Origin of the sequence: Blastococcus saxobsidens DD2 (genome assembly GCF_000284015.1) — a bacterium.
In the GTDB taxonomy this organism is placed as follows: domain Bacteria; phylum Actinomycetota; class Actinomycetes; order Mycobacteriales; family Geodermatophilaceae; genus Blastococcus; species Blastococcus saxobsidens_A.
In genome coordinates this window covers 3,358,206-3,383,940 of sequence record NC_016943.1, presented here as the reverse complement: position 1 = coordinate 3,383,940, position 25,735 = coordinate 3,358,206, and the positions used below count along the sequence as shown (strand labels likewise).

Sequence of the window (25,735 nt, the reverse complement as noted above, 5' to 3'; positions counted from 1 at the left end):
TCATGCAGCGTCTGGACGGCCGGGTCGCCGTGGTGACCGGGGGTGGCAGCGGGATCGGGCTGGCGTCGGTGCGCCGGCTCGCCTCGGAGGGTGCCCGGGTGGTCGTCGCCGACGTCGACGAGCAGGCCGGTACGCGCGCCGCCGGGGAGGTGGACGGGCTGTTCGTGCGCACCGACGTGACGAACGAGGCGGAGGTCGCGGCGCTGTTCGCCGCGGCACACGAGACCTACGGCTCGGTGGACGTCGCGTTCAACAACGCCGGCATCTCGCCGTCGGACGACGACTCGATCCTGGTGACCGGCCTGGACGCGTGGTGGCGGGTGCAGCAGGTGAACCTGACGTCGGTCTTCCTGTGCTGCAAGGCAGCGATCCCGTACATGCAGCGCCAGGGCAAGGGCTCGATCATCAACACCGCGTCGTTCGTGGCGGTGATGGGCGCGGCGACGTCGCAGATCTCCTACAGCGCCTCCAAGGGTGGCGTGCTCTCGATGAGCCGGGAGCTGGGCGTGCAGTTCGCCCGGGAGGGCATCCGGGTCAACGCGCTCTGCCCCGGGCCGGTGAACACCCCGCTGCTCCAGGAGCTGTTCGCCACCGACCCGGAGCGCGCGGCGCGGCGGCTGGTGCACGTGCCGCTCGGTCGCTTCGCCGAGCCGGAGGAGATCGCGGCGGCGGTCGCGTTCCTCGCCAGCGACGACTCGTCGTTCATGACCGCATCGACGTTCCTCGTGGACGGCGGGATCTCGGGGGCGTACGTCACGCCGGAGTAGCGGCTCCGCCGGCGTCGTCGTACCCGGGCAGCCACCGGCGGACCTCGGCGTCCACGGCCACCGTGGCGCCCAGCGAGCACAGGACGCCGGCCAGCCCGGTGGCGACCCGCTGCAGCAGCAGGTGGCGGGGCGGGATGGTCAGCCGGCGCTGGGTGCGGGCCGCGCTGCTCAGCGGGTCGGAGGCGCGCCGGGTCTGCTCCTGGATCCAGCTGCGGGTGAACCGGTACCCGGGGGTGCGCAGCGGCTCCAGGTAGGGGTCGAGCAGCGCCAGCAGGGCGGCCGGGTCGACCGTGCCCGGCTGCAGCAGGCCGGCCGAGGCGGCGATGCGGTGCAGCTCCGCCGCGTCGCCGTCCCGACCGGCGGCCAGCAGCGGGCCCAGCCGGGCCGGCCAGCCGGCCGGCATGGGCTCGATGGCGCCGAAGTCCAGGACGCCGAGCCGCCCGTCGGGCAGCAGCCGGAAGTTGCCGGGGTGCGGGTCGCCGTGCAGCCGGCGGGCCCGCACCGGGGCGGAGAGCAGCAGGCGCACCAGCAGGAGCCCGGCACGGTCGCGGTCGTCCTGCACGCCGGCGGCGATGACCCGCGACAGCGGCGTGCCGTCGAGCCAGCGGGTGACCAGCACGACGCCCTCGGCGGCGAGCACGTCGGGGACGGCGATGTCGGGATCGTCGCGGTAGGCGCCGGCGAACGCGGTCTGGCTCTCGGCCTCGTGGGTGTAGTCGAGCTCCTCGACCAGCCGTTCGCGCAGCTCGGCGATCAGCTCCCGGGCGTCGAGCCCGGGCATGGCGGCGTGGATGACGGGAGCCAGCGGCTGCAGCATGCCGAGGTCGGCGACCAGCGCCTCGCCGGCGCCCGGATACTGGATCTTCACCGCGACCGGGGTGCCGTCGGACCAGGTGGCGCGGTGCACCTGGCCCACGCTGGCCGCGGCGACGTGCCGGTCGTCGAAGTCGCGCAGGTGCCGCTGCCAGCCGCCGGGGAAGGCGCGGTCGAGCTGCGCGTGCACCATGGCCGCCGGCATGGGCGGCGCCGCCTCCTGCAACCGGATCAGCGCCTCGCGGTAGGGGCCGACCAGCTGATCGGGCAGTGCGGCCTCCATCGCCGACATCGCCTGGCCGACCTTCATGGCGCCGCCCTTGAGCTGCCCGAGGGTGGCGAACAGCTGCGCGGCGGTGCGCTGCCTGACCTGCGCGGCGACGGCCTCGGCGGGGCGGCCGCCGAGCCGCTTGCCGAGCCCGACGGCGGTGCGGCCGGCGTGCGCGGCGGGCAGCGCGGCCAGCCGGGCCGCCCGCGCCAGGCGGCTCCGCGGCGGCCGGCCGTCCTCCGGGGAGTCGGTGTCCACCGACGGAAGGTAGCGCCGGGAGCCGACGCCGCTTAGTAGTTGCTGACCCCCATGACGTCGGCCAGCCTCCGGGTGTCGACGTACTGCTGGAAGCGGACGAGCTTGCCGTTCCGCAGGTCCCAGACGTGCGCGGCCTGGACGTCCAGTGGCTTGCCCGTCGCCCGGTGCCGGGTGGCGGAGTAGCGCGCCTCGACAACCACCGTGTCGCCGTCCGCGAGGAAGCGGCGGCAGTCGATCCGGAAGTCCTCGAACTCCTGGGCGAGCCTGGCGAAGACGTTCTCCACCACCTGCTGGGAGCCGACGAAGGCGTGCCCGGGGTGCCAGGGGTTCCCCTCGGCCTCGTACCACTCGATGTCCTCGTCCATCGCCCCGACGACGGTGGGCACGTCCCCCTGCGCGAAGGCCTCGTACAGGCTCTTCACGAACTGGACGCTGGTGAGGGTTGTCTGGGTCATGGCGATCTCCTCCGGGCGGATGGTGGGGGGACGGTAGTGAGCTGCCGTGCCGCACGGAACGGGGGCGCGGCATCCGCCGAGGCCGTCGCCGGATGTCCCGGGCGCGCCCGGACGGTGCGTGAGCCGGACGCACCTGCGGGTGGCACGCGCCCGGCCGGCTGGTGTGCCGCCTCCGGTCGACGGCGAGGGATCCCGGCCGCTCTGCGGTCAGCGGGGAACGACCGTCACCGGGCAGCGGAGACCGGGCGCCCGGCCGAGCCGTGCGTCCGCGGTCAGCAGACTGCAGCCGAGTGCCTCGGCGCGCGCGAGGTACGACGCGTCGCAGGCGGAGACGTTCTCCCGCAGCTCCCAGACGCGGTGGAGCAGGCCGCCGACGGGGTGACGGACGATGCCCGGTCGGCGCCAGGTGGCCAGCGCCGCCCATCCGTCGTCCGCGCCGAGCGACCCGCGCAGCACCAGACGCCAAAGCGCCTGGGCCACCTCTGGATCGATCAGGTCACGTGCAGTGCGGCTCCTGACCGGCGCAGTGCGCAGAGGTCGACGCGGGCACCCCCAGCGCCGGGTTGCGGTCGAAGAAGCCGACCGGCTTGAGCGTGAACCCGGCGTAGTCCACCGGCATGACCGGCCAGTCCTCGGGCCGCGGGAAGTGCGTCGGCCCGAAGGTGTGCCACAGGACGACGTCCTCGCCTTCCAGCGGGCGGTCGTTCGCGACGAACGCCGGCAGGCCGCCCGCCCCGGGGTGCTGGTTGACGAAGTCGCCGGCCGGATAGCGCTCAGCGGCGTCGTACCGCGTCACCCACAGGTGCTTGGTCGCGAACGTCGCCCGCTTCGCGATCGAGGAGTTGTCGTCGGCCAGCAGCACCGGCCCGGCCATCGGGTGCAGCGCGTACCCCACCGGCTGGCCGAGGCGGTTGCGCGCCTCCTCGTTCACCACGTGCCACACCCGGCCGACGGTCGCGTCCGCCGTCCGCTGCGCCTGCGACTCCGACCTCAGCGGCGTCCTGGAGCGGGTGAAGCCGTTGCCGTACGGGTTGGCGGCGCTCATCGGCTGCCGGACGGCGTCGAGCTCGTAGACGGTGTTCACCCGCCCGTCGACCGCCATGTCCAGCCGCGCGCAGAACAGGTGCTGGTGGTACGGGGCACCGAGCCCGGGGGCGACCTCGGTGGCGTACGGGTGCTCGTCACCCCGGAAGGCCGACGTGAAGACGACGCCGGTCGACTTGCTCTCCAGCTGGATGGTGCCGTCGAGGTAGAGGTACCAGTAGAAGCCGTAGTCGTAGTTGCCGATCGTGGTGAAGAAGCTGACCACCAGCCGGCGCTGCCGCCGCGTCTCGGCCATGCCGGTGAACAGGTCGGTGTGCTTCCAGAGGACGCCGTAGTCCTCCTCGTGCATGCAGATGGCGTTGGCGATCGTCTTCGGGGTGCCGTCCTCTCCGGCGAAGGTGGCGTCGAAGTAGTGGATCTCGCCGAGGCAGTCGCAGCCGAGCTCGAGGGAGTTGGTGAACCGGCCGTAGAGGTACTCGCCGGTGTCGAAGTAGTTCTGCCAGAACCGCACCGGGGAGGGGTCGGCGTAGGGGACGACCATCTCCGCGATGGACGCCCGGTAGATCACCGACCGGCCGTCGACGGCGAGCTGGTGCAGGGTGAGGCCCTCGCGGGCGTCGAAGCCGATCCGGAACCTCCAGTCGGCCCAGGTGACCTCGTCGCCGTCGACGGTGAAGCTCGGCCCCTCCGGCTGGGTGATCTCGATCGGCTTGAGGTCGGTGCGGGTGGGCTGGGCGTGCGGTTCGGCGTTCCACTCGCCGCGTTCGGCCGGCACCGGCAGGTCGAGGTGGTCGTGCACCGCCGTCGCGACGCCGCGGGTGAGATCGACGTAGGCGACGACACCGTCGACCGGGTGCGCCCACGGCAGGTCGGCCTCATCGGCCTGGAAGAAGCCGAGCACCCGGATGATCCGGTGCCCGAACTCCTCCTCGAAGTAGGAGCCGGCCGACAGCGGCACCGCCCGCACGTTCGCGACGTCGAGCCCGCGCGTGGTCATGGCCGCGACCCAGCGCTCGTCCTCGGCGAGGATCGGCTCGATCGCGCCGAACTCCTCCTCCAGGATCGGCACCTGGCCGTCGGCCACGCCGTCGATCTCGACGCTCTGGACGACGGCGCCGCCGGTGACCGAGACGGTGACGTCCCGCCCGTCGCCGGTGCTGCGGTCGAGCAGCAGCACGCGGACCCGCCGCTCGATCGGATCGCCCGGCGTGAACGCGAGGACGTCGTCCTTGTGCGGCTCGATCAGCCCCACGTAGACGAACCGCGTGTGCCCGCCGACCAGGCCCGCGTCGCGCACGATCCCGGCGGCGGCGGCGATCTCCTCGGCGGTCAGCCGGGCGAGCGGGTGGGTGGCGCTGCGGACCTCGGTCGTCGTCATGTGCTGTCTCTACTCTTCGCGGGACGGTGGCGGAAGGGTCGGTGCGCGAGAACCTGCGGCCTGCGGGGGCGGGCGCACAGTGCCCGCCCCCGGGCCGCCGGCGGACCGGATCAGGCGGTGCCGGCCTTCTCCTTCTCGTAGCGCTCGGTCATCGTGGCGACGGCCTGCATCTGCGCGGCCGCGTAGTCCTCCCGCTTGCCCATCGCGTACTCCTTGGCGGTGAGCGTCTGCTGGGCGTGGCTGATGTTCCCGCCCTGGAAGTGCGGCATGACGTGCTGGGCGATGAGCTCCCAGGAGCGCTTCGTCGCCTGCGGGTTGGCCCACTCGTGGCCGAGCAGCAGCATGGCGCCGAAGCCGCCGGACTGGTCCCACAGCCGCTGCACCTGCGCTCGGGCGTCCTCCACGGTGCCGATGGCACCGATGCCGGCCTCGTTGATGTAGTCGATCATCTCCCTGGCGTCGCCGCCCTCGACCGCCATCTGCGGGAAGGCGGCGGTCTTCTGGAAGTAGCGGAACCAGGTCTCGATGCCGAACTGGACGTCGGCGTAGGCCTGCTCGCGGGTCTCGGCGATGTGCATGAGGCCGACCAGGCGCCAGTCGCGGCGGGACACGGTCTGGCCGTGCGCGGCGGCCCGCTCCTCGACGACGTTCCAGTGGTGGGCGAGGGCGTCGAAGCCGTCCTTGCTGAGCGTGGCGCCGATCGACAGCAGCCCGATCCCGTGCGTGCCGGCCATGCGCGGACCGGTGGGGGAGGCGACGGCGGCGACGGCGACCTCGAAGCAGGGCTGGGTGTACGGGCGCAGGTGCAACCGGGCGTCGATCAGGTTGTGCGTCTTGGTCTGCGCGGTCACCGTCTCGCCGCGCAGCAGCCGCAGGATGATGTCGAGGTCGACCTCGAGCAGCTCCCGGGTGTTGGTGGGGTTCAGGCCCAGCATCATCGAGTCGGTGGGCAGCGAACCCGGGCCGCAGCCGAGCATCGCGCGGCCGCGGGTGAGGTGGTCGAGCAGCACCATCCGCTCGGCCACCCAGAGCGGGTTGTGATAGGCGATCGAGGTGACGCCGGTGCCGAGCTTGATGTGCCGGGTGCGCTCGGCGGCCGCGGCGATGAAGATCTCCGGCGAGGCGATGATCTCCGTCCCGGCCGAGTGGTGCTCGCCGATCCAGGCCTCGTCGTAGCCGCACCGGTCGAGGTGTTCGACCAGTTCCAGGTCCCGCTGCAGCGCGAGCGTCGGGTTCTCGCCGGCGGGGTGGAAGGGGGCCAGGAAAGTGCCGAAGCGCAGACGGTCCATGTGGTTCTCCTCGTGACGGCGGGGGCCCTAACGTAACCTGCGTCACACTCCTCGCGGGCGTTCAGGGTGTGGCGTTCAGGGACGGGTAGCTCTCGGATCCGTGAGGCCGAAGGGGACCTCCCCTTCATCGACGGGCGCGGTCGTCGAGCGTGCGTCCGGTCACCGTGAGAGCGCAGAGCGTCCGTCGGGAAGGCACCGGCGCGGCGTGGCGACCGGACCCGTTGACCGAGTCGCGGACCGTCGCGACGCTGGTTCCCCGGATGCGAGGAGGAGCGATGAGTCGCAGTGACATCGACGCGTTGAACGCCACGTTCATGAAGGGGGTGGAGACAGGCCACGCCGCCGTGCTCGCTTCTGTCTACGCACCGGACGCCCGGGTACTGCCGCCCGGCTCGCCGGCGGTCACCGGCGGCGCGATCGAGCAGTTCTGGCAGGGGATCCTCGACATGGGGATCACCGGCGCCGTGCTCAAGACGGGCTCGCTGGACGAACGCGAGGACGTCGCGATCGAGGAGGGGCAGTACGAGATGCGCGTGGGTGCCGACGTCGTCGACACAGGCAAGTACGTCGTCGTCCACCGCAAGCAGTCCGACGGCGGGTGGCGCTGGGGCCTCGACATCTGGAACTCCGACTCGGCTGCCCAACCGAGCTAGCGCTCCCGGAAGGCCGCCGTCCGAGTGGGCTCGTCGCCGAGGACCGCTCGGGTGGGTGACACCTGCGCCTTCCGGGAGCTCGCGCCGAAGCCCGGGGACGGGACGCCGGCGAGTCCCGCGACCGACGCGACGGCAGCACGAGATGTCGCTGACCTACGTCCGGTCAGACCAGTTCGGGAACGCGCAGGTGGTGCAGGACGAGGTCGAACTCGGCCACGTCGATCGCCGACATGTGCAACCCGCGGCGGAACTCGTCGCGGATGTACATGGCCCGCTGGCGGGAGGCGTCCATGGATGGGCGGTCGGCGTAGACGGCGGTGAGGGAGTTGTCGCCGGTCTGCCGGTCGAGCATCAGGCTGAGGCTGCAGAAGCCGGGCATCTCGTCCATCCGGGGGATGAGGTCCGTGCGGAAGACGTCGAGGACCTCGTCGATGGTGGCTGGGTCGACGCGGGACCAGGTGACCCGGGCGCACGAGTCGTCGCCCGCGGGGTGCAGCCGGTGCATCGCCGCGATCTCCCACTCCCGCACCTCGGGCGTCTCCGCACCGAACTCTTCCGTCGCGTGTTCGCGCATCCGGAGGACCGCCTCGCGGGTCGCGGCCATCGCCTGTTCGTTCTGCCAGGCGGTGGTGACGATGCAGCGGCCGGAGCTCCGGTCGCAGAGCATCGACAGCCCGACGTAGCCGTCGATGCCGCTCACGGCGGGCATGACGTTGTCGCGGACGTCGGCGATGCCGGCGTCGATGCGGTTCGGGTCGGCGGTGATCGTGGTGGTGCGGGCGTGCATGACGCCCTCCCTTCTGGGGACAGGCGCGCGGCGCCCCGACGGCGTCGCCCCAGGTCATCGTGCTCAGGTGCGGACCGCTGTCAACGGGTGCGCGCGCGGGCAGGCAGTGCTCTGCCGACCTCGGATCGACAGCATCGGTACCGAGTGGAGGGCACGGGCAGCGCGAGGGCCTCCCCCGCGAATGAGAAGCCGGGCACGCTCAGGGGAAACCTGTCGCCTCCCTCGCCCGGATGCAGGAGCACCTGCCTCTGACTTTGGCGGTGCACGAGGAGCCTCGGATGGTGGAGCGCGGGCGATCGCCGAGCTGACGCCGCCGCGCATCCAGTCGGCCAACGCGGCTCGCCCGCTGTACCGCCAGGTCCGCGAGGCTTGGCAGCGTTGGCGGACGGTCGGCACCGCCCGGGGGCGGGTCGATCGCAAGTTGGCCACTGTGGGCGGGACCGGATGGGGGGCGGTGCTGGTGCGTCGGCCAGGGCCTCCCCCTCCCTAGCTGGTGCCAGCGGACGGTGATGCTGTTGAGGCCGGTGAAAAATCTCGCTACCTGCGCCCATCACCTGACTGAGCAGGGCGTTCCCGCCCCGCGAGAGCTGACAGCGGGCGAGCCGACTCGGAACTGTCGGAGGGTCCGCATAGCCTGACCGCCATGAGCGTTGGACCTTCCATGATCGACCTGTTCGCCGGCTGTGGAGGGATGACCGTCGGTTTTGCGGACCAAGGGTTCACCTCGAAGCTGGCCGTCGAGTGGAACCTTTTCGCAGCTGCGACGTACGCGGCAAACTTCGGCGAGGAGCACACGAAGTGGGGCGACATCGCCGAAGTCTCTGACGGCGAGATCCCCGATGTGGACGTGATCATCGGCGGTCCGCCGTGTCAGGGCTTCTCCAACTTGGGAAGTAAGGACGTCGACGACCCGCGCAACCAGCTGTGGAAGCAGTACATGCGATTCGTCCAGGTGGCCAAGCCGCAAGTCTTCGTCCTCGAGAACGTCTCTCGCTTCCGCAACTCGAGTGAGTTTCAACTCCTCCTGAATGAAGCCGATCACGGGATGATCAAGGACTACGAGCTGACGCACGGGGTCCTGTTGGCCGCCGACTATGGCGTGGCTCAGCGACGTCCTCGAACGATCGTCATCGGGTCGCGAGTCGGGAGAATCGACTTGCCAACCCCCACGCACGCGAAGGTTCCGACCGGCGGCCTCCTTCCATGGGAGACGGTCCGAAGTCGTATCGATGGTTTGCCGGCCAAGCCGGACTCAGTGGAGATGCCGAAGTCGTCTGTGCCCGTCTTCGGGCAATCTGTGTCTGGCCGGTTCAAGGGCATGGATCTCCACTTTGGGCGCACGCCCCGCCAGCTATCCCTGGACCGGTACAAGCACGTCCCCCCGGGCGGCGGCAGGTTCGACGTACCCAGGCACCTTCTTCCTCGATGCTGGCGCGAGAAGCCCACGGGGACGACTGATGTCATGGGTCGGATGATTTGGGATGCGCCGTCGCTCACTATCCGCACTGAGTTCTACAAGCCTGAGAAAGGGCAATACCTCCACCCGCAGTGGGAGCCGGACGAGTCCAAGCAAGTGAACCGAGTCATCACCCACTACGAGGCAGCGCTCCTGCAAGATTTTCCGCGAGACTTCGAATGGTGCGGATCCAAGGTTGAAATCGCACGCCAAATCGGCAACGCCGTCCCAGCGGGTCTGGCGAAAGCTATCGCCAGACACATCAAGCCCTACCTGAGCTGACGCGCCAGCTACGGGCCGCCTGGCAGAAGATCGGTCGCAGTGCCGGCAGAGTAGCGCGGCGTGACAAGCTTCAAGTCAGCTGCTAGGCGCCGGCGCGACCGCAATGGGTTCAAGCTGCACCCGACCCCCGCGGAGCCGATGTCCAGGCAGCGACCGGACATCCCTCTGGATACCGGACAGCCACCGCAAGACCTGCGGCCGTTCGTCGACTGGTTCGCGGGCCAGGAGGACGCCTGTCAGCGGTTCGCGTGGGTGCTGAGGGACTCGCTTGACGACCTCTTCGACGGCCAACGAACGGGTCGTTGGTGCTATCAACACACGTCCAAAACCGAGCGGACCCACCTCGGCACGATGATCGAGATCAACCTGACCAAGGAGTTTTCGATTTCCAATGGGGACGACCTCGACTGGAAGGTCGCCGGCTACGACATTGACTGTAAGTTCAGCCGAGACTTCGCGGCCTGGGAAATCCCCATGGAAATGTACCTGTGCCCAGATCATGGCGAGCAAAGCGGTAAGGCCGATCATCCGGCGCTGGTGATCTGGGTCAATGACGACACGAGTCAATGGGCGGTCGGCATCGTACGCGTGCGGGATGACCTCCTCGCCTGGAAGCAGGACGGTTCTCGTCGTGCGTACAACCGGGACAACAAGCGCAAGATCGCCAGAAGTCAGCGGGACCGAATTTTTTGGATGTTCGGGGGCCTTCAGCCACTGCCGGAGAACACGTTGCTTCACATGGACGCTCGGGTGCGAGACATGATTTTCGCCGACGGTCGATCAGGGCAGAAGCGGGTCAATGCGCTGTTTCGCGAGCTCCAACAGGTGACCGTCCGTCGGCCGGTCGTCCTCACCGTCGGCCAGCAGGATGATGCTCCGAAGAGGGTGCGAGACGCCCGCAATTCCCTCGCCCACGAAGGCATCGTCGTCCTGGGGCATCAGGAGGCCCATCCGAGGATCGCCACGGACTTGGGACTACCGATTTGCGACAAGGGGGAGTGGCTTTCGGTCCGTCTGGTGGATGTGGAGAGCTGGAGTGGCCGAAGGAAGACTTACCACACCGAGAGATTCTGGTCAGTCGCGGAGGACGACGAGTGGTCACCAGCTATCCGAGGCTTCTACTCGAAGGGATAGCTGAGGAGCCGGTCGCTGGAGCAGGTCGGCACCGATGGAGGCAGCCATGACTCGGGAACCGTCACAGGCGCCTGTGCCTAGCTCCGCAGGCGTGGCCGCTCGTATGAGGGGGCAGGCTCGACAGGACACCGCGCCCGAGATGGCGTTGAGGCGCCTGCTGCATGCCCGGGGCAAGCGCTATCGCGTGGGTTGGCCGGTGCCCGGACTGGCCCGCAGGAAGCTGGACATCGCGTTTACGCGAATTCGCGTAGGGGTCAACGTCCACGGCTGCTTCTGGCACGGCTGTCCGATACACGCGACCTGGCCGGCCGCGAACGCCACATGGTGGCGCCAGAAGATCGAGGCCAACAAGGCTCGGGACAAGGCGACGCGCGCGCACCTGGAGGACGTCGGTTGGACCCTCGTCGAGGTATGGGAGCACGAGGTGCCTGAGGACGCTCTTGCGAGGGTCCTTGCTGCGCTGGAGACCGCGAGTCGTACGTGATGCCGATCATTTGCGGCGCGTCGTAGTCAGTAACTGTCGGTGGTGCCGGCTAGCTTGAGGTCGTGCGGGAAAGCCGGTTCACATTGCTCGATCTGTTCGCCGGCTGCGGGGGGATGACTCGGGGTTTCCTCGGCGAGGGCAATTTCATTGGCGTCGGCGCCGTGGAGATCGACCGCACGGCAGCGGCAACCTACGCAGCCAACTTCGATGTGGATGGCCGTCACATATTCGCAGGGGACATCGCCGGCTACACCGATGTCCCGCGCGCCGACCTCGTCGTCGGGGGGCCGCCCTGCCAGGGCTTCTCCGCGCTTGGCCGGCGGGACCCGGCGGACGCGCGCAACCAGTTGTGGCGCGAATTCGTACGTGTCGTCCGCGAGTCCGACGCGCGGATGTTCGTCTTCGAGAATGTCGACCGGTTCGCCAAGACCCCCGAGTTCCAGCTGCTCCGACAGACGGCGAGTGAGGACGGTGAGCTTGCCGACTTCGACACCCAGGTCTTCCGGCTGAATGCTGCCGACTACGGCACCCCGCAAAAGCGCATCCGCACCATCGTCGTCGGGTCGCGGGTCGGCCCGGTCGACGAGCCCCGGCAGACGCACGCCAAGACACCGGGCGGTGACCTGGACCGGTGGGTTGGTCTCAGGGAGGCGTTTCTCGAGGGGCCGGTCGTCCTCGAGCCGGAGGTCCGCGAGACGTGGCTCCCAGAGAGTCTCGTCGAGTTCCAGGGACACGACATCCCGGGGACGTTCAAACTTCGGGACCTGCACATCACGCGGAACTACGACCTCATCTCCGAGGTTCGATACGCGCACATCGCTCCTGGCAAGGGTCGGTTCGATCTGCCCGATGAACTCCAGTACCCCTGCTGGCGCCGGCACACGAGAGGAGCAGGCGACGTCCTCGGCCGGCTGCAGTGGGATGAGCCCGCCGTGACGATCCGCACGGAGTTCTTCCGGCCCGAGAAGGGGCGCTTCCTCCACCCGCAGTGGGAGAACGGCGGCGACCAAGTCAACCGTGCGCTCACCCATGCCGAGGCCGCGGTCGTCCAGGGTTTCGACGACCGCCACCTTTGGTGCGGCACCAAAGCGGAGATCGCTCGCCAGATCGGGAACGCCGTCCCGCCACCGCTGGCTCGAGCCGTGGCGCACGTGGTTGCCGCCCGGCTGGCGTCGTAGCGCTACTGCCACACAAAACGGGAGCCATCGCGACGGCTGCCGATGGAGCGGGCTGGCATCGCTGAAGATTGCAGGTGCAATACGTGGCAAGCAGGCGACGGGAATGGTTTGTAGCGGAGCAATTGACGTCCTGAGCCTCCCTAGCCCGGATCTTTCGTCGTCTCGCCGGTGATCATCGGGACGGGACTCGGTGGGCCGCCGGTGGGTGATTCTGGCAGTGGGGTGTGACGGTTCGGCCGAGGTCGCTCGGGTGGGCGCCGGTTCCACGGTCCGGGGTGGTGCAGGTCGTCGGGACGAAGACGCGGGGGTCAGCCGGGAGCGGCTACCGGTCCGCCGAGGAGGTCGCGTAGCCGGATAACGGCGTCGTGGACGACGGCGGCCCAGGGGTGGTGTTCGGCCAGGTGCAGTAGCCGGCGCCGTCCGGTGCGGGCCAGGGTGGCCGGGACGGTGAACAGCCTGGTGCGCAGCCGTTTTGGCTCCCAGCGTCGGGCGGGGTGGTCGACGAGGGCGAGCATCTGCATCCAGGCGGTGAGCTCACAGGCCAGCGCGACGATGGCGCACCAGATCTGGTTCTGGTCGAAGTCGTGCAGCGGCAGGTTGGTCAGCCCGGTGTCCTTGGCGCAGCGGATGCGGTCCTCGGCGCGGGCCCTGCGGCGGTGCCGCAGCTCGAGTGCGGGCAGCTGCCCGCGGGTGCTGTTGGTGGCGAACGCGGTGACCCGCAGCCCGTCGGCGTCGGTGATCCGCAGCTGCGCGCCCGGGTGCGGGCGCTCTTTGCGGGCGATCACCCTCATCCCCGGCGGCCAGCCTGTGAGGTCCAGCAGGCCGGTGAGTTCGGCGACCCAGGCACCCTCGCGGATGGCGTCGTTCGCGTCGTAGGCCGACGTCCACACCTGCTCGGGGAGCAGCTTGAGCAGCTCGGCGGTGTTCGCCGGCAGCCCGAAGCCGATCGAGTAGGACAACCGCTGCCCGTGCAGCCAGGTCAGGAACTTGTGGCTCGCTCCGGCCCCGTCGGTGCGGATCAGCACCTTCCGGCCGGGCCGGGTGCCGGGCCGGTGCCCGGGCAGCTGCGCCAGTGCCTGGCGGGCCACGGTGATGTGGTCGGCGGCGGTGTTGGAGCCGGCGTTGCCGGCCCGCAGCAGCACCGATAGGGGTTCCCCGCTGCCCTCGTGGCCGTGGTCGACGAACGAGCACAGCGGGTGGTGGCCGAACCCGCGCTTGAACGTCGGGGCGGCCTGCTCCTTCTCCGAGTGCGAGGTGACCAGGGTGGCGTCGATGTCGATGATCAGCGGCGCGGAGGCGTCGGCGGCGTGGCCGGGGGCGTGCTCCCCGGCCAGCCCCCACACCGCAGCCCGCGCAGCAGCGCGGGCGATGTTGATCGCCTTCAGCGCCGCGGGTGCATCGGTGGCCAAAGCGTCGATGCACCGGGAGACCGTCGGATCAGAGGCCGCCGGGCCGTAGACCCGAGGTTCGGCGCGCAGCAGCGCGATGTCGGCCAGGCAGTCCCCGCCCAACGCAAGGGTGACTGCGAGGTCGAGGATGACCTTGCCGGGGTCGTGGATCGCCAGCGGCTTGCGCCACGGAGACAGCGCCGCCGCCATCGCCGAGGCCAGGCCGCTGGCCCGGACGGTCTCGGTCAGCAGGACGCCACCGGCCTGACCGACCGCTGGTACGTCGGCCGTGTCGACCGTGAGGCGGGGATAGAAACGGCTACGCTTGTTCACCTGGAAGGTGCTCCTTGAACGGCTCGGACAGGTCCCTCGACAAGACCCATCCTCGCTGGTCAGGAGCACTTTTCAGTTGATCAACACTCGCTCACGCCGCTCCGCCGTGAAAGCCCCGGGCTAGGGCTAGGTGGTCTGTTCCGGCAGTTCCCAGCCCCATGCTGGATGTATTAGATGTGTCGGGCCGGCGATCCTGGTCGCCGCACCTGCTGGCGGGTCTGTCGCGTCCGGCGACGCGCGTCCGAGGAGTTCCACCGGGTCGACAAGGGTTGGGTTCATCGCCCGGCTGCCGGTTCCGCTGGTGGACTCAGGGCGAACATCGCCGTGGTGTCGCCGGTAGAGCCTGACTTCCGCGCTGCGTCGCCACAACTGCCCTCTGCACACGTAGTCTGCACGGGTGACGGAGAGTACGGTAGTAAGCACCTGGCGCCACGAAGAGGTCTCGCCAATCCTTGATGCTGCATGCGTCGTAGCGAGCATCGGCAACCCGCTGTGATGGCCATGTCAGTGAGTAAGGACCCGTGGAAGCCCGACGTTGAGCTGGTACGGGAGGTGCAAAACCAGTTTGCTGCACAGATCGCCGCCTGTGAGCAACAGCCGCGGCTGATCGAGGAGCAGGCCAATCACGAGGAGTCCATCAGAACGGGGGGTTATGCCCATCGAACGCTGCTGGAGCTCGTGCAGAACGCTGCGGACGCGCTTGCAGGCGCGACCGACCTGGCCGATGAGGCCCGCGTCGAAATTGTGCTCGACCCACGAACCGCGACCCTGTACTGCGCGAACTCGGGTCGGCCTTTCTCGAAGTCGGGCATCACCGCTGTCACGATGGCCTACCTCAGTGGCAAACGGGGCGATGAGATCGGCAGGTTTGGCCTCGGCTTCAAGTCCGTCCTCGCGGTCACCGATGCCCCTCAGGTCTTCAGTCGCTCGGTCTCCTTCGAGTTCAACTCAGCGGAGGCCAAGGCTGCCCTGCGTCGCATAGCCCCCGCGGCTCGCCGCCTGCCCGTACTTCGGACGGCAACTCTCATCGATGCTGCCGCAGAGTTCGATCGCGACCCGGTGCTGGCTGACCTCGCTACATGGGCGTCGACGGTCGTCAAGCTCCCGCGGGTGACCGACATCCAGCGGCTCGAGAAGGAGATCCAGGAGTTCCGTTCCGAGTTCCTGCTCTTCGTCAGTGCTGTGCGCGAGGTGAGACTGCGCGTCCTCGGTGAGGGGGGCTTCACCACGAGCCACGTCTCGAGGGACCTTGGGGCGGGGAACTTCAAGATCGAGCGACCCGACGGCTCGGGCGACGAGTGGCTCGTCGAGGGCCGGATGCACTCGCCGTCAGCGGAGGCCCGCAAGGAGGTCGGGGAAGCCGTCTCCCGGCAGCAGATAAAGGTGACCGTCGCCCTGCCGCGAAGCCTCGGCAACCGGACGGTCGGTCAGTTCTGGTCGTACTTCCCGCTGCAGGATCAAACAACTGCCTCCGGCCTCTTCAACGCCCCATGGAGCGTCAACGACGACCGGACGACCATGCTGTCGAACGATTACAACCAGGAGATCCTCGAGACGCTGTCGGAGATCTTCGTAGACCTGCTGCCGCGGCTCTCCACGGCAGAGGACCCGGCGGGACACCTGGACTACATGCCAGCCCGTGGCCGCGAGCTCCGAGGCTTCGGCGACGAGCACCTCACCCAGAACATCCCTCGCCTGGCCGCGGGACGAGCCTTGGTACCCGACGCCCACGGAACACTGGCGCATCCGCGCGACCTGCGTCCCCTCGACTTCGAGATGACCGTACGCGAAGACGTGCACCGGGCCTGGTCCATCTCGCCGAACACCGGGTCGGACGTCCCCCACTTCCGCTGCTACGCCTCGCCGACCCGCACAACGCGCCTGCGCGATCTCGTCACCCTGGCCAACCTCGAGGAGAACTTCGACGCCCGCGACCGTGACCTGCGGAAGGCGCTCGAGACGGCTCCCAAGCGCGGACTCCTCAGCTGGCTCAGGGAGTGGGCGGAGGGGAGCGATCCGGTGTCCGCGGCCAACGCGTTCCGGGTCGCGGTCGACCTGCACGGCAAGTTCGGTGTCGACAAGGCTCGCGTCATTCCCACCTCTGACGGCTTGCGCTCGCTCGCTGACAAGGACGTCGTCTTCCTGGCGAACGAAGATGACCTCGAGGTCGAAGGCGCCGTTTTCGTCGATCCCGGGTTCCTGGCGCAGGCCGGCGTGCGTGCCCACCTGACGCGTGCAGGTTTCCGCGGGCTCGATGCCCAAGCGATCCTCAACGCGCGGCTCGCCCGACTCTCGGACGAGGACGACGACGAGGCGCTCACGAAGCTGTGGGATGCGGTCTTGGACCTGCCCACCCGTGCGGCTGTCGAAATTCTGGGAGCACAGGCCGCGAAGGTGCGCGTGCCGACGAGGAACGGCAGTTGGGCATCGCCCGCCCGTGTCTTCGACGTCGAAGGGCTTGTCGGGCCGCGGTTCGACGCGCGCATGCTGGACCGCGGCCGTTGCCAACCCGACGTCGCTGACCAACTGGGGGTCGTTCGCGAGCCTCAGGGCGACTACCTGCTCGAGGACGAACCGGCGTTCGAGCAGTACCGGGCTTGGGTGCTCGACTCGCTGAACCGGCAGCTGGGGCCAGGAGAGCGCGCGATCGAGAACGTCGAGTTCTCGCGGACATCGGGCCCGGGCCCGGTCTCCATGTTGCTCATGCTGGAGGAGGCTGGAGCCGCCGAGGCCCTGCGCGAGAGTTGGACGCTCGGCCTCCTCGCGCTCCCTGATCATCAGTGGATCTGCGAGGATCTCGCGACGAATCGTGACCACGAGGTGCCCTCGCCGGCGCAGTGGGCCATCGATCGCGCGGGCCTCGTCCCGACCTCGCGTGGGCGTAAGCCACCGGCGGACGCCGTGGCGCCGTCGATGGTGCGCTACGACGGCTTACTGCCGCTGTTCAAGGGCCCTTCAGCTCTTGCAGAGCGGCTGAAACTGCCGCGCGAGCTCGACGCCGTGCCTGCGCGCATCTTCGAGCAAGCGGTTGAGGCGGACCTGTTCCCGCCGACCCTGTCCGATGCAGTCCTGGCCGAGTTCACGCTCGCTGCGGCGGAGGTCGCTTTCACAGACCGCAAGCCGCCGCGGATCCCGGCCCGCATCCGAAAGGCCGTGGAGTCGAGGCAGCCCAACACGGTCTATCTGGCCGTGTCCGATGAGCAGGCCGCCTACCTGGCGTCGAAGGATCGTCCGAGCCTCCAGGTCACCGAGGACCAAGCGGACAGGCTCGTCGCCCGGGTCGGGTGTCGTCGGTTTGAAGACAGCTTCTCGTTCTCCATGCAGATCGAGGGCCAGCTGGCCGCCGAACCGCTCCTGGACGTCTTCACCGGCCTTCGCAACACCCGGTTCGAGCACCGGCTGCTCACCAGCACCCTCTCGCGCGCCGGCCGCATCGCGAAGCGGGTGACGACCGAGGAGGGCGTCGAAGACCAGTCCCTGGCCTGGTTCTTGGACGGCGTCGAGCTCGTTGTCGACCGGCGGATCGAGGACCGGCGACTGCTGGAGATTGCTTCACAGGCATTCGGCCTGAGCCTCAACAACGCCGACATCTCCAGCGTCCTCCAGGCGGGCCTCGACAGGCGCCTCGCGGGCCTACGGGAGGAAGCGAAGGCGGCGCCGACCGATGCGGACCGCCTGGACGTCTACTTCGGGCCGGACGACCTCCGGGATGCGCTGCCCAAGGGCCTGTGGCAGGCGCTCGAGATGCAGGGTCTCGTCGACGAAAGGACCTCGGTATCGGAGCTGTTCCTGACCGTCTACGGGTCCGACTCCGTCAAGCAGCTCGCGGACCAGTTCCGACAGGAGGGCTTCTCCGACGTTCCGACGCAGTGGGCGGGTGGCGACAGAACAATCTCCTGGCTCCGGAAGATGGGTTTCGGCGGCGAGTTCGCCGGACGACGCAACGAGCGGCAGGAGGACGAGTTCGTCGTGCCGGGAGCAGTGCGGCTCAACCCGCTGCACAGCTTCCAGGAGGACATCCGCCGACAGCTGAGCGGCGTCCTCACGAACCTGGACGCAACCGGTAGGCGGGGCAAGGCGATGGTGGAGTTGCCCACCGGCGCCGGCAAGACGCGTGTGGCCTGCGAAACGGTCCTGCGCCTCTTCATCAGTGGCGAGCTCGAGGGGCCGGTCCTCTGGATCGCTCAGTCACAGGAACTGTGCGAGCAGGCAGTGCAGACCTGGAGTTACATCTGGCGCGGACTCGGCGACGAGCGTCCGCTGACCGTCGGGCGGCTCTGGGACTCGAGGGTGGTCCACGAGCCGGACACCGAGTTCAGCGTCATCGTGGCCACGGACGCGCAGTTGCTCTCCGTCCACGAGGACCCCGAGTACGCATGGCTCCGTAGTGCCGCCGCTGTGATCGTGGACGAGGGACACCGTGCGGGGGAGTCGCGGATGTACACCCGGCTCTTCGAGTGGCTCGGGGTCGCGGGGCGGCAGTGGGAACGCCCGTTGGTCGGTCTCTCGGCAACGCCATTCAAAGGCAGGTCGACGAGCGGGACCGAGTCGTTGGTCGCTCGCTTCGGTAGGAAGAGGTTGAGTGCCTTCGAGGGCAACCCGTACCCGCAGCTGGCGGAGTTGGGAATCCTGGCCCGCGTCGAGCACCAGGTGCTCAACGGTGTGCAGGTGGCGCTCGACGCGGATGAGATTCGTGAAGCGCGCAGCCAGCGCCGCGTCAGCTCGACAGTGCTCGAACGGATCGGGCAGGACCAGCAGCGGTTGGCCGTCCTGGCGGATCACGTCATGAGCCAAGACGAATCCTGGCCCATCCTCGTATTCACACCGAGCGTCCTCTCGGCGCAGGTGCTGGCAGCGACATTGCGCTACCGGGGACGGACGGCAGCGGCCGTGAGCGGACAGACCGGTCGCCAGGAACGGCGGGACCACATCGAGAACTTCAAACGGGGCAAGGTGCAAGTCCTTACCAACTGTGACCTTCTGATTCAGGGGTTCGATGCACCCGGTGTACGGGCGCTGTACATCGCGCGTCCCACGTTCAGCCCCAACGCCTACATCCAGATGGCCGGCCGAGGCCTTCGAGGCCCCGAGAACGGCGGTAAGGCCGAGTGCCTCATCGTCGACATGGCGGACAAGTTCGGCGAGGTCGATGACTTGCTCGGCTACCGCGAGTACGAGCAGTTGTGGCGGGAGGGAGGCGAGTGATCGTCGTTCCCGATGTGGTCACGATCGAGAAGACAGCGACCAGCGAGGCCGAGCGACGGCTGGCCCGCTTGCTTCGGGACGTGACGGGTGACAAGGACGCCGTCGCCTTCTACTCGGTCAAACTTCGTTCCCACGAGTACAAGCAGCAGGCGGAAGCCGACTTCGTTCTCCTCTGGCGGGGCGTGGTCATCGTCGTCGAGGTCAAGGGCGGCGGCGTCCGCAAGCACGAGGGTGTCTGGTATTCGGTGGACAGGCGGGGCGACTGGCACCGGTTACGGAGCTCCCCGATGGACCAGGCCCGCACTGCCGCCTTCGCGTTGCGGGACATCCTCAAGGAGGAGGGTGTCGGGTGGTTCCCGCACGAAGCAGTTGTTGTGACGCCGGACATCGAACGGCCGCAGAACTCGGTCGAGTGGTCCTCCACGCACTGGTGGGCGAAGGACGAGATGACCGTTGCAGGCGTCCGCGCATCCCTCGATGCCGTCGCGGAGAGATCTCGGAAGCCGTCGCACTCGACCCGGGCCGCAAGGACTTCGGACCTCCGCGTGCGGCTCTTCGGCGAATTCACTCGCCTTCCGGTGCTCGACGCGCAGCGCGGCGCCGTCCTCGAGGAGCAGAGCCGTGCAACAGAGGGGCAGTGCAAGGTCCTGGCAGCCCTCGCCCGCAGTCCACGGCTGCTCGTTCAGGGGGGCGCGGGCACCGGAAAATCCTTGGTCCTTGCGGAGGCCGCGAAGCAGGAGGCGGATCAGGGCCGCCGGGTACTCGTAACCTTCCGCTCGCCCCACTTGAGTCAGTTCTTCGAGGCGCACCTGAGCGACCGACGCGTCGACGTGGTCCCGTTCGAGGCGCTGCCGAGCGACAGGCAATGGGACGTGGTCCTGGTGGACGAAGCGCAAGATCTCATGAACGCGTCAGACATGGATCGCCTTGACACTGTGCTGGAGGGTGGTCGCGCCGCTGGCCGCTGGCGCATGTTCCTCGATCACAACAACCAGGCCCATGTGGACGGCACCTTCGACGGTGACGTCCACGCACTCGTGGGCGCAGAGGCCGTTCCTGTCGACCTCGACACGAACGTGCGGAACACGCGCGCCATCGTGCACGTGGTGCAGACCTACCTCGGGGCCGACGTCGGCGACCCGGGCATCGTCCACGGGGAGCGAGTCGTCTGGCACGAAGTGCCCGACGACACGAACTTCACCGATGCGGAGGCCCTGGCTGAAAAACTCGTCAGCGGTGGTGCTCGCCGCGGCAACGTGCTGATCATTCGGGTGGCGTCTGATGAGCTGCCTACCCGTAGCCCGCGCGGCTTCGTCACAACTTCCCCCCGCTCTGTGAAAGGCCTCGAAGCCGACCACGTGGTGGTCTGCGACCTCCCGCACGAGTTCGACGACATGGGCACGGCCGGCTTCTACGTGGCCGTGACACGCGCCCGCGTCTCACTTCACCTCGTCTGCTCACCGGCGGACAGGGAGCGACTCAAGCGCCTGCTGAAGGGACTCAAGTGACGCTCACCCCAGCTCAGCACGAGGTCCTCGAGCACCTGCGAGCCAGCTGGATCGGTCCGGACGGTGGGCCGGCGGAGTGCGTGACTAACCTGCCCAACCGGCAGTACGCGGTGGGCATGCTCTTCCCGGCTGATGCGACGGCCGAGGTAGACGCCACCGCTGGTGGCGCGGATCCCGACGTGCTGGCCGATGTCCTCCCGGGCGAGCTGGAGGAAGCAGACGCAGGCGTGCCGCTGGCGGAGGATTGGAGGCCCGCGTCGGTTGCCGTCTCCTTCCTGACCGACGCGGCCTCGGTCCATGTCAGCTTCTCCGGCGGCACTTACGCCTTGCTTGACGACGACGGGCCTCGGCGGTGGCAGCGGCGGCCCTTCGACTTCGAAAGCCTGACGGTCTCGCGTGCGGCACCCAAGCGGGACGTCATGGCGGGTGACGTGCCTGTGGAAGTCGGTTCCCGCTGGCGGAACTTCGCCGGCGGTAGACACCTGGTGACCGTGCACGCTCGTGTCCTGGCGAAGTCGGCAGGCGACGATCGCCTCGACATCCCTTCGATGTTGTTCCAGGTGGCCCTTGCGGTCAGGCCGGCAGATGGCGGACGGATCCACGAGTACGACACTCTCCGGGGTCTGGACCTGGACGCCGAGGCGCGTGAGATCCGACTCCGGTACCGGGCGCGCAAGGTGTTCGCCGTCGGACATGGCATGGCGGCCGACTGGCTGATGCGGGACGGCGTCTGTTCCAGCGTCTCATTGGACCCCGTGCCCTCCTTCATCGTCCCGGCGGTCGAGACCACCGGCTTCCGGGCCGGCACTGCGGAGGCGCAAGCACTGGAGCTGGCGCACCTGGCGATGATCGATTGCTGGCCGGATCAGGTACTGCCGAGCTTGGAAGCCTTCGTGGGGGCCTTCGAGGTCTGGGTGCGGGAACAGGAGGATCGCGTCGCGGGTTTCGAGCGATCGGCCGCGACCGCCCACGCGATCGTCGAGCGTTGTCGCACGTCTGCTGAGCGCATGCGTGCGGGCGTCGACCTCCTGCGTGAAGAGCCGGAAGTCCGCACAGCCTTCGCACTCGGCATGACTGCCATGCGGCTGCAGATGCGCCAGGCCCCCGTCGCACGAGGAGATCGGCAGAAGCCGGTGACGGAGCCACAGTGGCGCCCCTTCCAACTCGGCTTCCTGCTCGTCGCGCTGGCCTCGACACTCGACGAGCGACATGACGACCGCGAGCTCGTCGACCTCATCTGGTTCCCGACGGGCGGCGGGAAGACAGAGGCTTACCTCGCCCTGGCCGCGGTCGAGATCTTCCGCCGTCGTCTGGCGGACGGCGCCAAAGGTGGCGGTACGGCTGTCCTGACGAGGTACACCCTTCGGCTCCTCACTGCGCAGCAGTTCCAGCGAGCCTCCTCGCTCGTGTGTGCCATGGAGCTGATGCGAAGGCATGGCCAGCACGGCGACGACCGTGTTCGAGGCATGAGCCGTTTCTCCATCGGGTTGTGGGTCGGTAACGACGTCACTCCCGGGTCCAGGAGCGCGGCCAAGGGCGCGCTCGACCGACTGCGCAAGGCGGCGCATCCGGAACAGGCGAACCAGTTCCAGGTCGAGGCCTGCCCGTGGTGCGGAACCGCGCAGGTCCCGCGGCAGAAGTCCCTCGACCCGCGGGCGTACGGCTTCCGTCTCGACGGAAAGGACTTGGTGATCCACTGCACCAACGTGCACTGCGAGTTCCACGAGGAGCTGCCGGTCCAGGTCGTCGATGAGCTGCTCTACGAGCAGCCGCCGACCATCCTGCTCGCGACCGTTGACAAGTTCGCGCGTCTGCAGTTCAAGCCCGAAGCCGGCCGGCTGCTGGGCATCGGTACGACCTTCAGGCAGCCGTCGCTCGTCATCCAGGACGAGCTCCATCTTCTGTCTGGACCACTCGGCACGACCGTCGCCGTCTTCGACGCCGTCATACAGGTTCTGCTCGGGCGATCCGGTGGTCGCCCCAAGATCGTCGCCTCCACCGCCACCATCCGCTCAGCCGCCGAGCAAGTGCGAGGGCTGTACGGACGACAGGTCGCGCTCTATCCGCCTGCCGGGTTGGACGAGGACCGTACGTTCTTCTCCCGACCGGTCGAGAGTGGCGAGGGACGTCTCTACGTGGGTCTGATGCCGCAGTCGGTCTCACAGGCCTCGGCCGCCGTGGCAGCAGCTACGCCCTTGCTCGAGGTGCCCGAGGTCCTGAAGGTGGCGTCGCCGGCAACGCCGCGCGACGCCTACTGGACTGCGGTGATGTACCACAACAGTCTGCGAGAGCTCGGCCGCACGGGGACGCTGGTCGTGGACGACGTGAACGGGAGGCTCGAGCCTCGTTCCGAGCGGCTCTCACTGCACCTCCGCCGTGTCCGAGCCGATCGCGTTCTCGAGCTGACCAGTCGTCGCGGACCTGAGGAGCTGCCCAACGACCTGCGGGAACTCGGCCGCAGTGTGGATGAGTCGGACCAGGCGGTCGACGTCGTGCTGTCGTCGAACATGCTGTCGGTCGGCATCGACGTGCCTCGACTGTCACTGATGCTCATGGTGGGTCAGCCGAAGACGACAGCCGAGTACATCCAGGCGACGAGCCGTGTCGGTCGGGGCGACACACGGGGTGTGGTCGCAACGCTCTTCAGGTCCAACCGTGCCCGCGACAGGTCGCATTTCGAGACCTTCCGCGGTTATCACGACGCCCTGTACCGCGGTGTGGAACCGACCAGCGTCACTCCGTGGTCGTTGGCGTCGCGGGACCGCTCGCTGGCAGGCGCCTTGGTGGCGCTGCTTCGGCAGTCCCTCACCGAGCTGGCGCCCAATGCTGCTGCTGCTCGATTCGACCTCGAGGATGACCATCTCAACGCAACGGTGGTGAAGTTGCTGGACGGCCTGCTGCAGCGGGTCAGCGCCGCGGATCAGGACGAGTACGAGGAAACCGAGGAGCATGCTTGGCGACTGATGCGGGACTGGGATCGTCGGGCAGCGCAAGCACGGGAATCCGACGTGGACCTGGTCTACGACCGCCGCCCGGGCGACGACCTGGGTCTACTGAAGAGGTTCGGCCAGACAGGCGAAGGCTGGCTGGTAGCGGACTCCATGCGTTCGGTGGATCCGAACGTCGCCGTCGAGGTGCAGGAGCCTTTCGAGGAGAGGTCCAGTGGAACCGATCAAGCATGACCTGCGCCTGTCGGAGGTGATCGCGCCCTTCGGTGTGGGCGCCATCGTCGATATCCGCGGCGAGTCGCTGATGGCACCGGACACGTCCTGGTGGCACCGCCAGCATGCGCCGGAGATCCACTGCGAGCGGTTGTCCTTGCGTCTGGGTGGCGGTGAGCTGCGGCAGCCGCCGGCCCATGCGGGACGGTCGGGCAAGGACACCAGAGGGCTGACGTACTGGCGCTTTCCGGCCTGGCGCTTCTGCGAGCGCTGCAGCAAGTTGTCGCAACTGACAGGGAAGAGCAAGGGTCGCTGGAGCAACACCTGCGGCTGTGGCGGCGCGCTCGTCCCCATGCGTTACGTGGCCGTCTGCACCAAGGGCAGCCACATCCAGGATGTCCCGTGGTTCATGTGGGCACACCGGGGTGCGGACCGCGGCGTCACCGACGCTGTTCGGCACTGCCGTGCCTACAAGGAGTTGAGCTTCGTTCGTTCCGCCAAGCAGGGTGAGGGCCTCGCCGCGCTCCGCGTCTCCTGCGCTGCCTGCAAGCGCTCCCGCCCGCTGTCGGAACTCGTGCTCAAGGACGCCTTGTCGCGGGACGGCATCCGCTGTACCGGTACGCAGCCGTGGGAGGACTCCAGTCAGGCAGCGCCGTGCGAGCACAGGCTGGCAGCGGCGCAACGCGGCGCGACCGGCAATTACATCGCCGAGCGCCTGTCCGCGTTGGACATCCCCGAGGAGCGACCGGCATCGCTGGAACTCTTGGACAAGGTTCAGGCGCACGTGTACTTCGAGAAGGTGGTCGCCGACAACGGGGGGCCGCAATCCGAGATGGTCGCGGGGTGGATTGCCGACGAGCTCGGCACGACGAAGGAGATCATCCTCGACCTTGCCGCCGGTGGGGAGCAGGTATCGAGGGACGCTCCTCTCCTCGAGCTCAAGGACGGGGAGTGGGCAGCCTTCTTGAAGAAGCTGGGCGCCGGACGGGACCGAAGTGGCGGCGACTTCGTGGTCGACGGCGTCCCCGTCCAAACGCGGCAAGGGTGGCCGGTCGCCCTCGCCGACAACCTGGTGTCAATCGGTCAGGTCCGACGCGTCCGCGAGGTGCGTGCGCTGCGCCGCTTCCAGCGGTGGAACACGGACGCCGACTTCATCGGCCCCGATCTGGGTGTGGATCGCCGGCGTCGACCGGTGTACCCCGCCGTCGAGATGTTCGGTGAGGGCATCTTCCTGCGCTTCGACGAGATGCTCTTGCAGGAGTGGGAGCAACAAGATGCCGTCATCGCACGCGCCGACATCCTGCGTCGACGTCGGGGAGAACTGCCGTGGGCGGCGCGACTCGATGTTCCTGAGCCGCGGTTCCTCGCACTGCACACCATTTCGCACCTGCTCATCCGACGGCTGGCCTTCGCCAGCGGATACTCGTCGGCATCGCTGCAGGAGCGGATCTACGCGCAGACGGACCGTCCTGACCGCACTGCCGGCATCCTCATCTACACCGCGGCCGGCGACGCTCAGGGCACACTCGGAGGCCTGGTGAGGCTGGGGGCGCCCGAGGCCCTCATCCCGTTGCTCGCGGCTGCCCTCGTCGACGCCGATGTCTGTTCGAACGATCCCGTCTGCATCGAGAGCGATCGGCAGGGAAGCGAACAGCTGAATCTGTCTGCTTGCCACGGCTGCACGCTTATCAGCGAGACCTCGTGCGAGACGTCGAACCGCCTGCTCGACCGCCAGCTCGTCCTCGGCGGCAGGCATGTGAAGGGGCTGCTGGAGGCTGTCCTGACGGAACTCCGCAGCGCCGAATGACCGAAAGTCCCGCACGCATCACCGTACGAAGCGGAGACGGTCGAGTGACGCAGCGCCGGGGACCTATCAGAGGCAATCCCGACCACA

The 25,735-nt window shown here is 68.5% G+C and carries 17 protein-coding genes; 10 read left to right on the top strand and 7 right to left on the bottom strand.

Annotated elements, in window-relative coordinates:
- The first annotated feature begins 2 nt into the window (after positions 1-2).
- Entirely contained in the window at positions 3-767 is a 765-nt protein-coding gene (locus BLASA_RS16035; RefSeq protein ID WP_014377258.1) for a 3-oxoacyl-ACP reductase, read from the top strand.
- Here the strand turns inward: BLASA_RS16035 and BLASA_RS16030 are convergent.
- The 5 genes from BLASA_RS16030 to BLASA_RS16010 all read right to left on the bottom strand — a co-directional run bounded on the left by BLASA_RS16030 (position 754) and on the right by BLASA_RS16010 (position 6,272).
- Positions 754-2,106, bottom strand: a complete 1,353-nt coding sequence (locus tag BLASA_RS16030; RefSeq protein ID WP_014377257.1) for an ABC1 kinase family protein — start codon at positions 2,104-2,106, stop codon at positions 754-756. The two genes, BLASA_RS16035 and BLASA_RS16030, sit on opposite strands and share 14 nt — an antisense overlap.
- A gap of 32 nt (positions 2,107-2,138) precedes the next feature.
- Entirely contained in the window at positions 2,139-2,561 is a 423-nt protein-coding gene (locus BLASA_RS16025) for a nuclear transport factor 2 family protein (RefSeq protein WP_014377256.1), read from the bottom strand.
- A 207-nt stretch (positions 2,562-2,768) separates the two neighbouring features.
- Positions 2,769-3,041 carry a type II toxin-antitoxin system VapC family toxin gene (locus tag BLASA_RS16020; RefSeq protein WP_014377255.1) on the bottom strand — a complete coding sequence of 91 codons (273 nt, stop codon included), beginning with the start codon at positions 3,039-3,041 and terminating at the stop codon, positions 2,769-2,771.
- Between the two features lie 16 nt (positions 3,042-3,057).
- Positions 3,058-4,983, bottom strand: a complete 1,926-nt coding sequence (locus BLASA_RS16015) for a primary-amine oxidase (protein ID WP_014377254.1) — start codon at positions 4,981-4,983, stop codon at positions 3,058-3,060.
- Between the two features lie 110 nt (positions 4,984-5,093).
- Positions 5,094-6,272 (bottom strand): LLM class flavin-dependent oxidoreductase, encoded by a 1,179-nt coding sequence (locus BLASA_RS16010; protein ID WP_014377253.1) that lies wholly within the window; start codon positions 6,270-6,272, stop codon positions 5,094-5,096.
- Positions 6,273-6,547: 275 nt separating this feature from the next.
- Between BLASA_RS16010 and BLASA_RS16005 the strand changes: the two genes are divergently transcribed.
- The gene (locus BLASA_RS16005; RefSeq protein WP_014377252.1) at positions 6,548-6,925 is read left to right on the top strand and encodes a YybH family protein; all 378 of its coding nucleotides are present in this window, start codon (positions 6,548-6,550) and stop codon (positions 6,923-6,925) included.
- 163 nt (positions 6,926-7,088) lie between these two features.
- Here the strand turns inward: BLASA_RS16005 and BLASA_RS16000 are convergent, their stop codons facing one another.
- Positions 7,089-7,712, bottom strand: coding sequence for a hypothetical protein (locus BLASA_RS16000; protein ID WP_014377251.1), 624 nt, complete (start codon positions 7,710-7,712; stop codon positions 7,089-7,091).
- A gap of 661 nt (positions 7,713-8,373) precedes the next feature.
- On the opposite strand from BLASA_RS16000, the gene BLASA_RS15995 reads away from it, so the two are divergent.
- The 4 genes from BLASA_RS15995 (at position 8,374) to BLASA_RS15980 (ending at position 12,246) form a co-directional block, all read left to right on the top strand.
- Positions 8,374-9,450, top strand: a complete 1,077-nt coding sequence (locus BLASA_RS15995) for a DNA cytosine methyltransferase (protein ID WP_231839476.1) — start codon at positions 8,374-8,376, stop codon at positions 9,448-9,450.
- A 60-nt stretch (positions 9,451-9,510) separates the two neighbouring features.
- Complete coding sequence (locus BLASA_RS15990) at positions 9,511-10,584, top strand: NaeI family type II restriction endonuclease (RefSeq protein ID WP_014377248.1); 1,074 nt, start codon at positions 9,511-9,513, stop codon at positions 10,582-10,584.
- Positions 10,585-10,675: 91 nt separating this feature from the next.
- Positions 10,676-11,068 carry a very short patch repair endonuclease gene (locus BLASA_RS15985; RefSeq protein ID WP_231839475.1) on the top strand — a complete coding sequence of 131 codons (393 nt, stop codon included), beginning with the start codon at positions 10,676-10,678 and terminating at the stop codon, positions 11,066-11,068.
- A gap of 62 nt (positions 11,069-11,130) precedes the next feature.
- On the top strand, positions 11,131-12,246 hold the full coding sequence (locus BLASA_RS15980; RefSeq protein ID WP_014377246.1) for a DNA cytosine methyltransferase: 1,116 nt from the start codon (positions 11,131-11,133) through the stop codon (positions 12,244-12,246).
- A gap of 308 nt (positions 12,247-12,554) precedes the next feature.
- Here BLASA_RS15980 and BLASA_RS15975 read toward each other — a convergent pair whose 3' ends face one another.
- Positions 12,555-13,967: an IS1380 family transposase gene (locus tag BLASA_RS15975; protein ID WP_014377245.1), complete on the bottom strand. Its 1,413-nt coding sequence runs from the start codon at positions 13,965-13,967 to the stop codon at positions 12,555-12,557.
- A gap of 501 nt (positions 13,968-14,468) precedes the next feature.
- Here BLASA_RS15975 and BLASA_RS15970 point away from each other — a divergent pair.
- Genes BLASA_RS15970 through drmB form a run of 4 tightly spaced genes read left to right on the top strand, consistent with a single transcriptional unit; the run spans position 14,469 to position 25,648 of the window.
- Positions 14,469-19,172, top strand: a complete 4,704-nt coding sequence (locus BLASA_RS15970) for a sacsin N-terminal ATP-binding-like domain-containing protein (protein WP_166486807.1) — start codon at positions 14,469-14,471, stop codon at positions 19,170-19,172.
- Positions 19,169-20,680, top strand: coding sequence for a nuclease-related domain-containing DEAD/DEAH box helicase (locus BLASA_RS15965; RefSeq protein ID WP_041775804.1), 1,512 nt, complete (start codon positions 19,169-19,171; stop codon positions 20,678-20,680). Before BLASA_RS15970 ends, BLASA_RS15965 begins: the two co-directional genes overlap by 4 nt.
- Positions 20,677-23,862: a helicase-related protein gene (locus tag BLASA_RS15960; protein WP_014377242.1), complete on the top strand. Its 3,186-nt coding sequence runs from the start codon at positions 20,677-20,679 to the stop codon at positions 23,860-23,862. The genes BLASA_RS15965 and BLASA_RS15960 overlap by 4 nt, the downstream gene beginning before the upstream one ends.
- Complete coding sequence (gene drmB, locus BLASA_RS15955; RefSeq protein ID WP_014377241.1) at positions 23,843-25,648, top strand: DUF1998 domain-containing protein; 1,806 nt, start codon at positions 23,843-23,845, stop codon at positions 25,646-25,648. Before BLASA_RS15960 ends, drmB begins: the two co-directional genes overlap by 20 nt.
- Positions 25,649-25,735 lie beyond the last annotated feature (87 nt).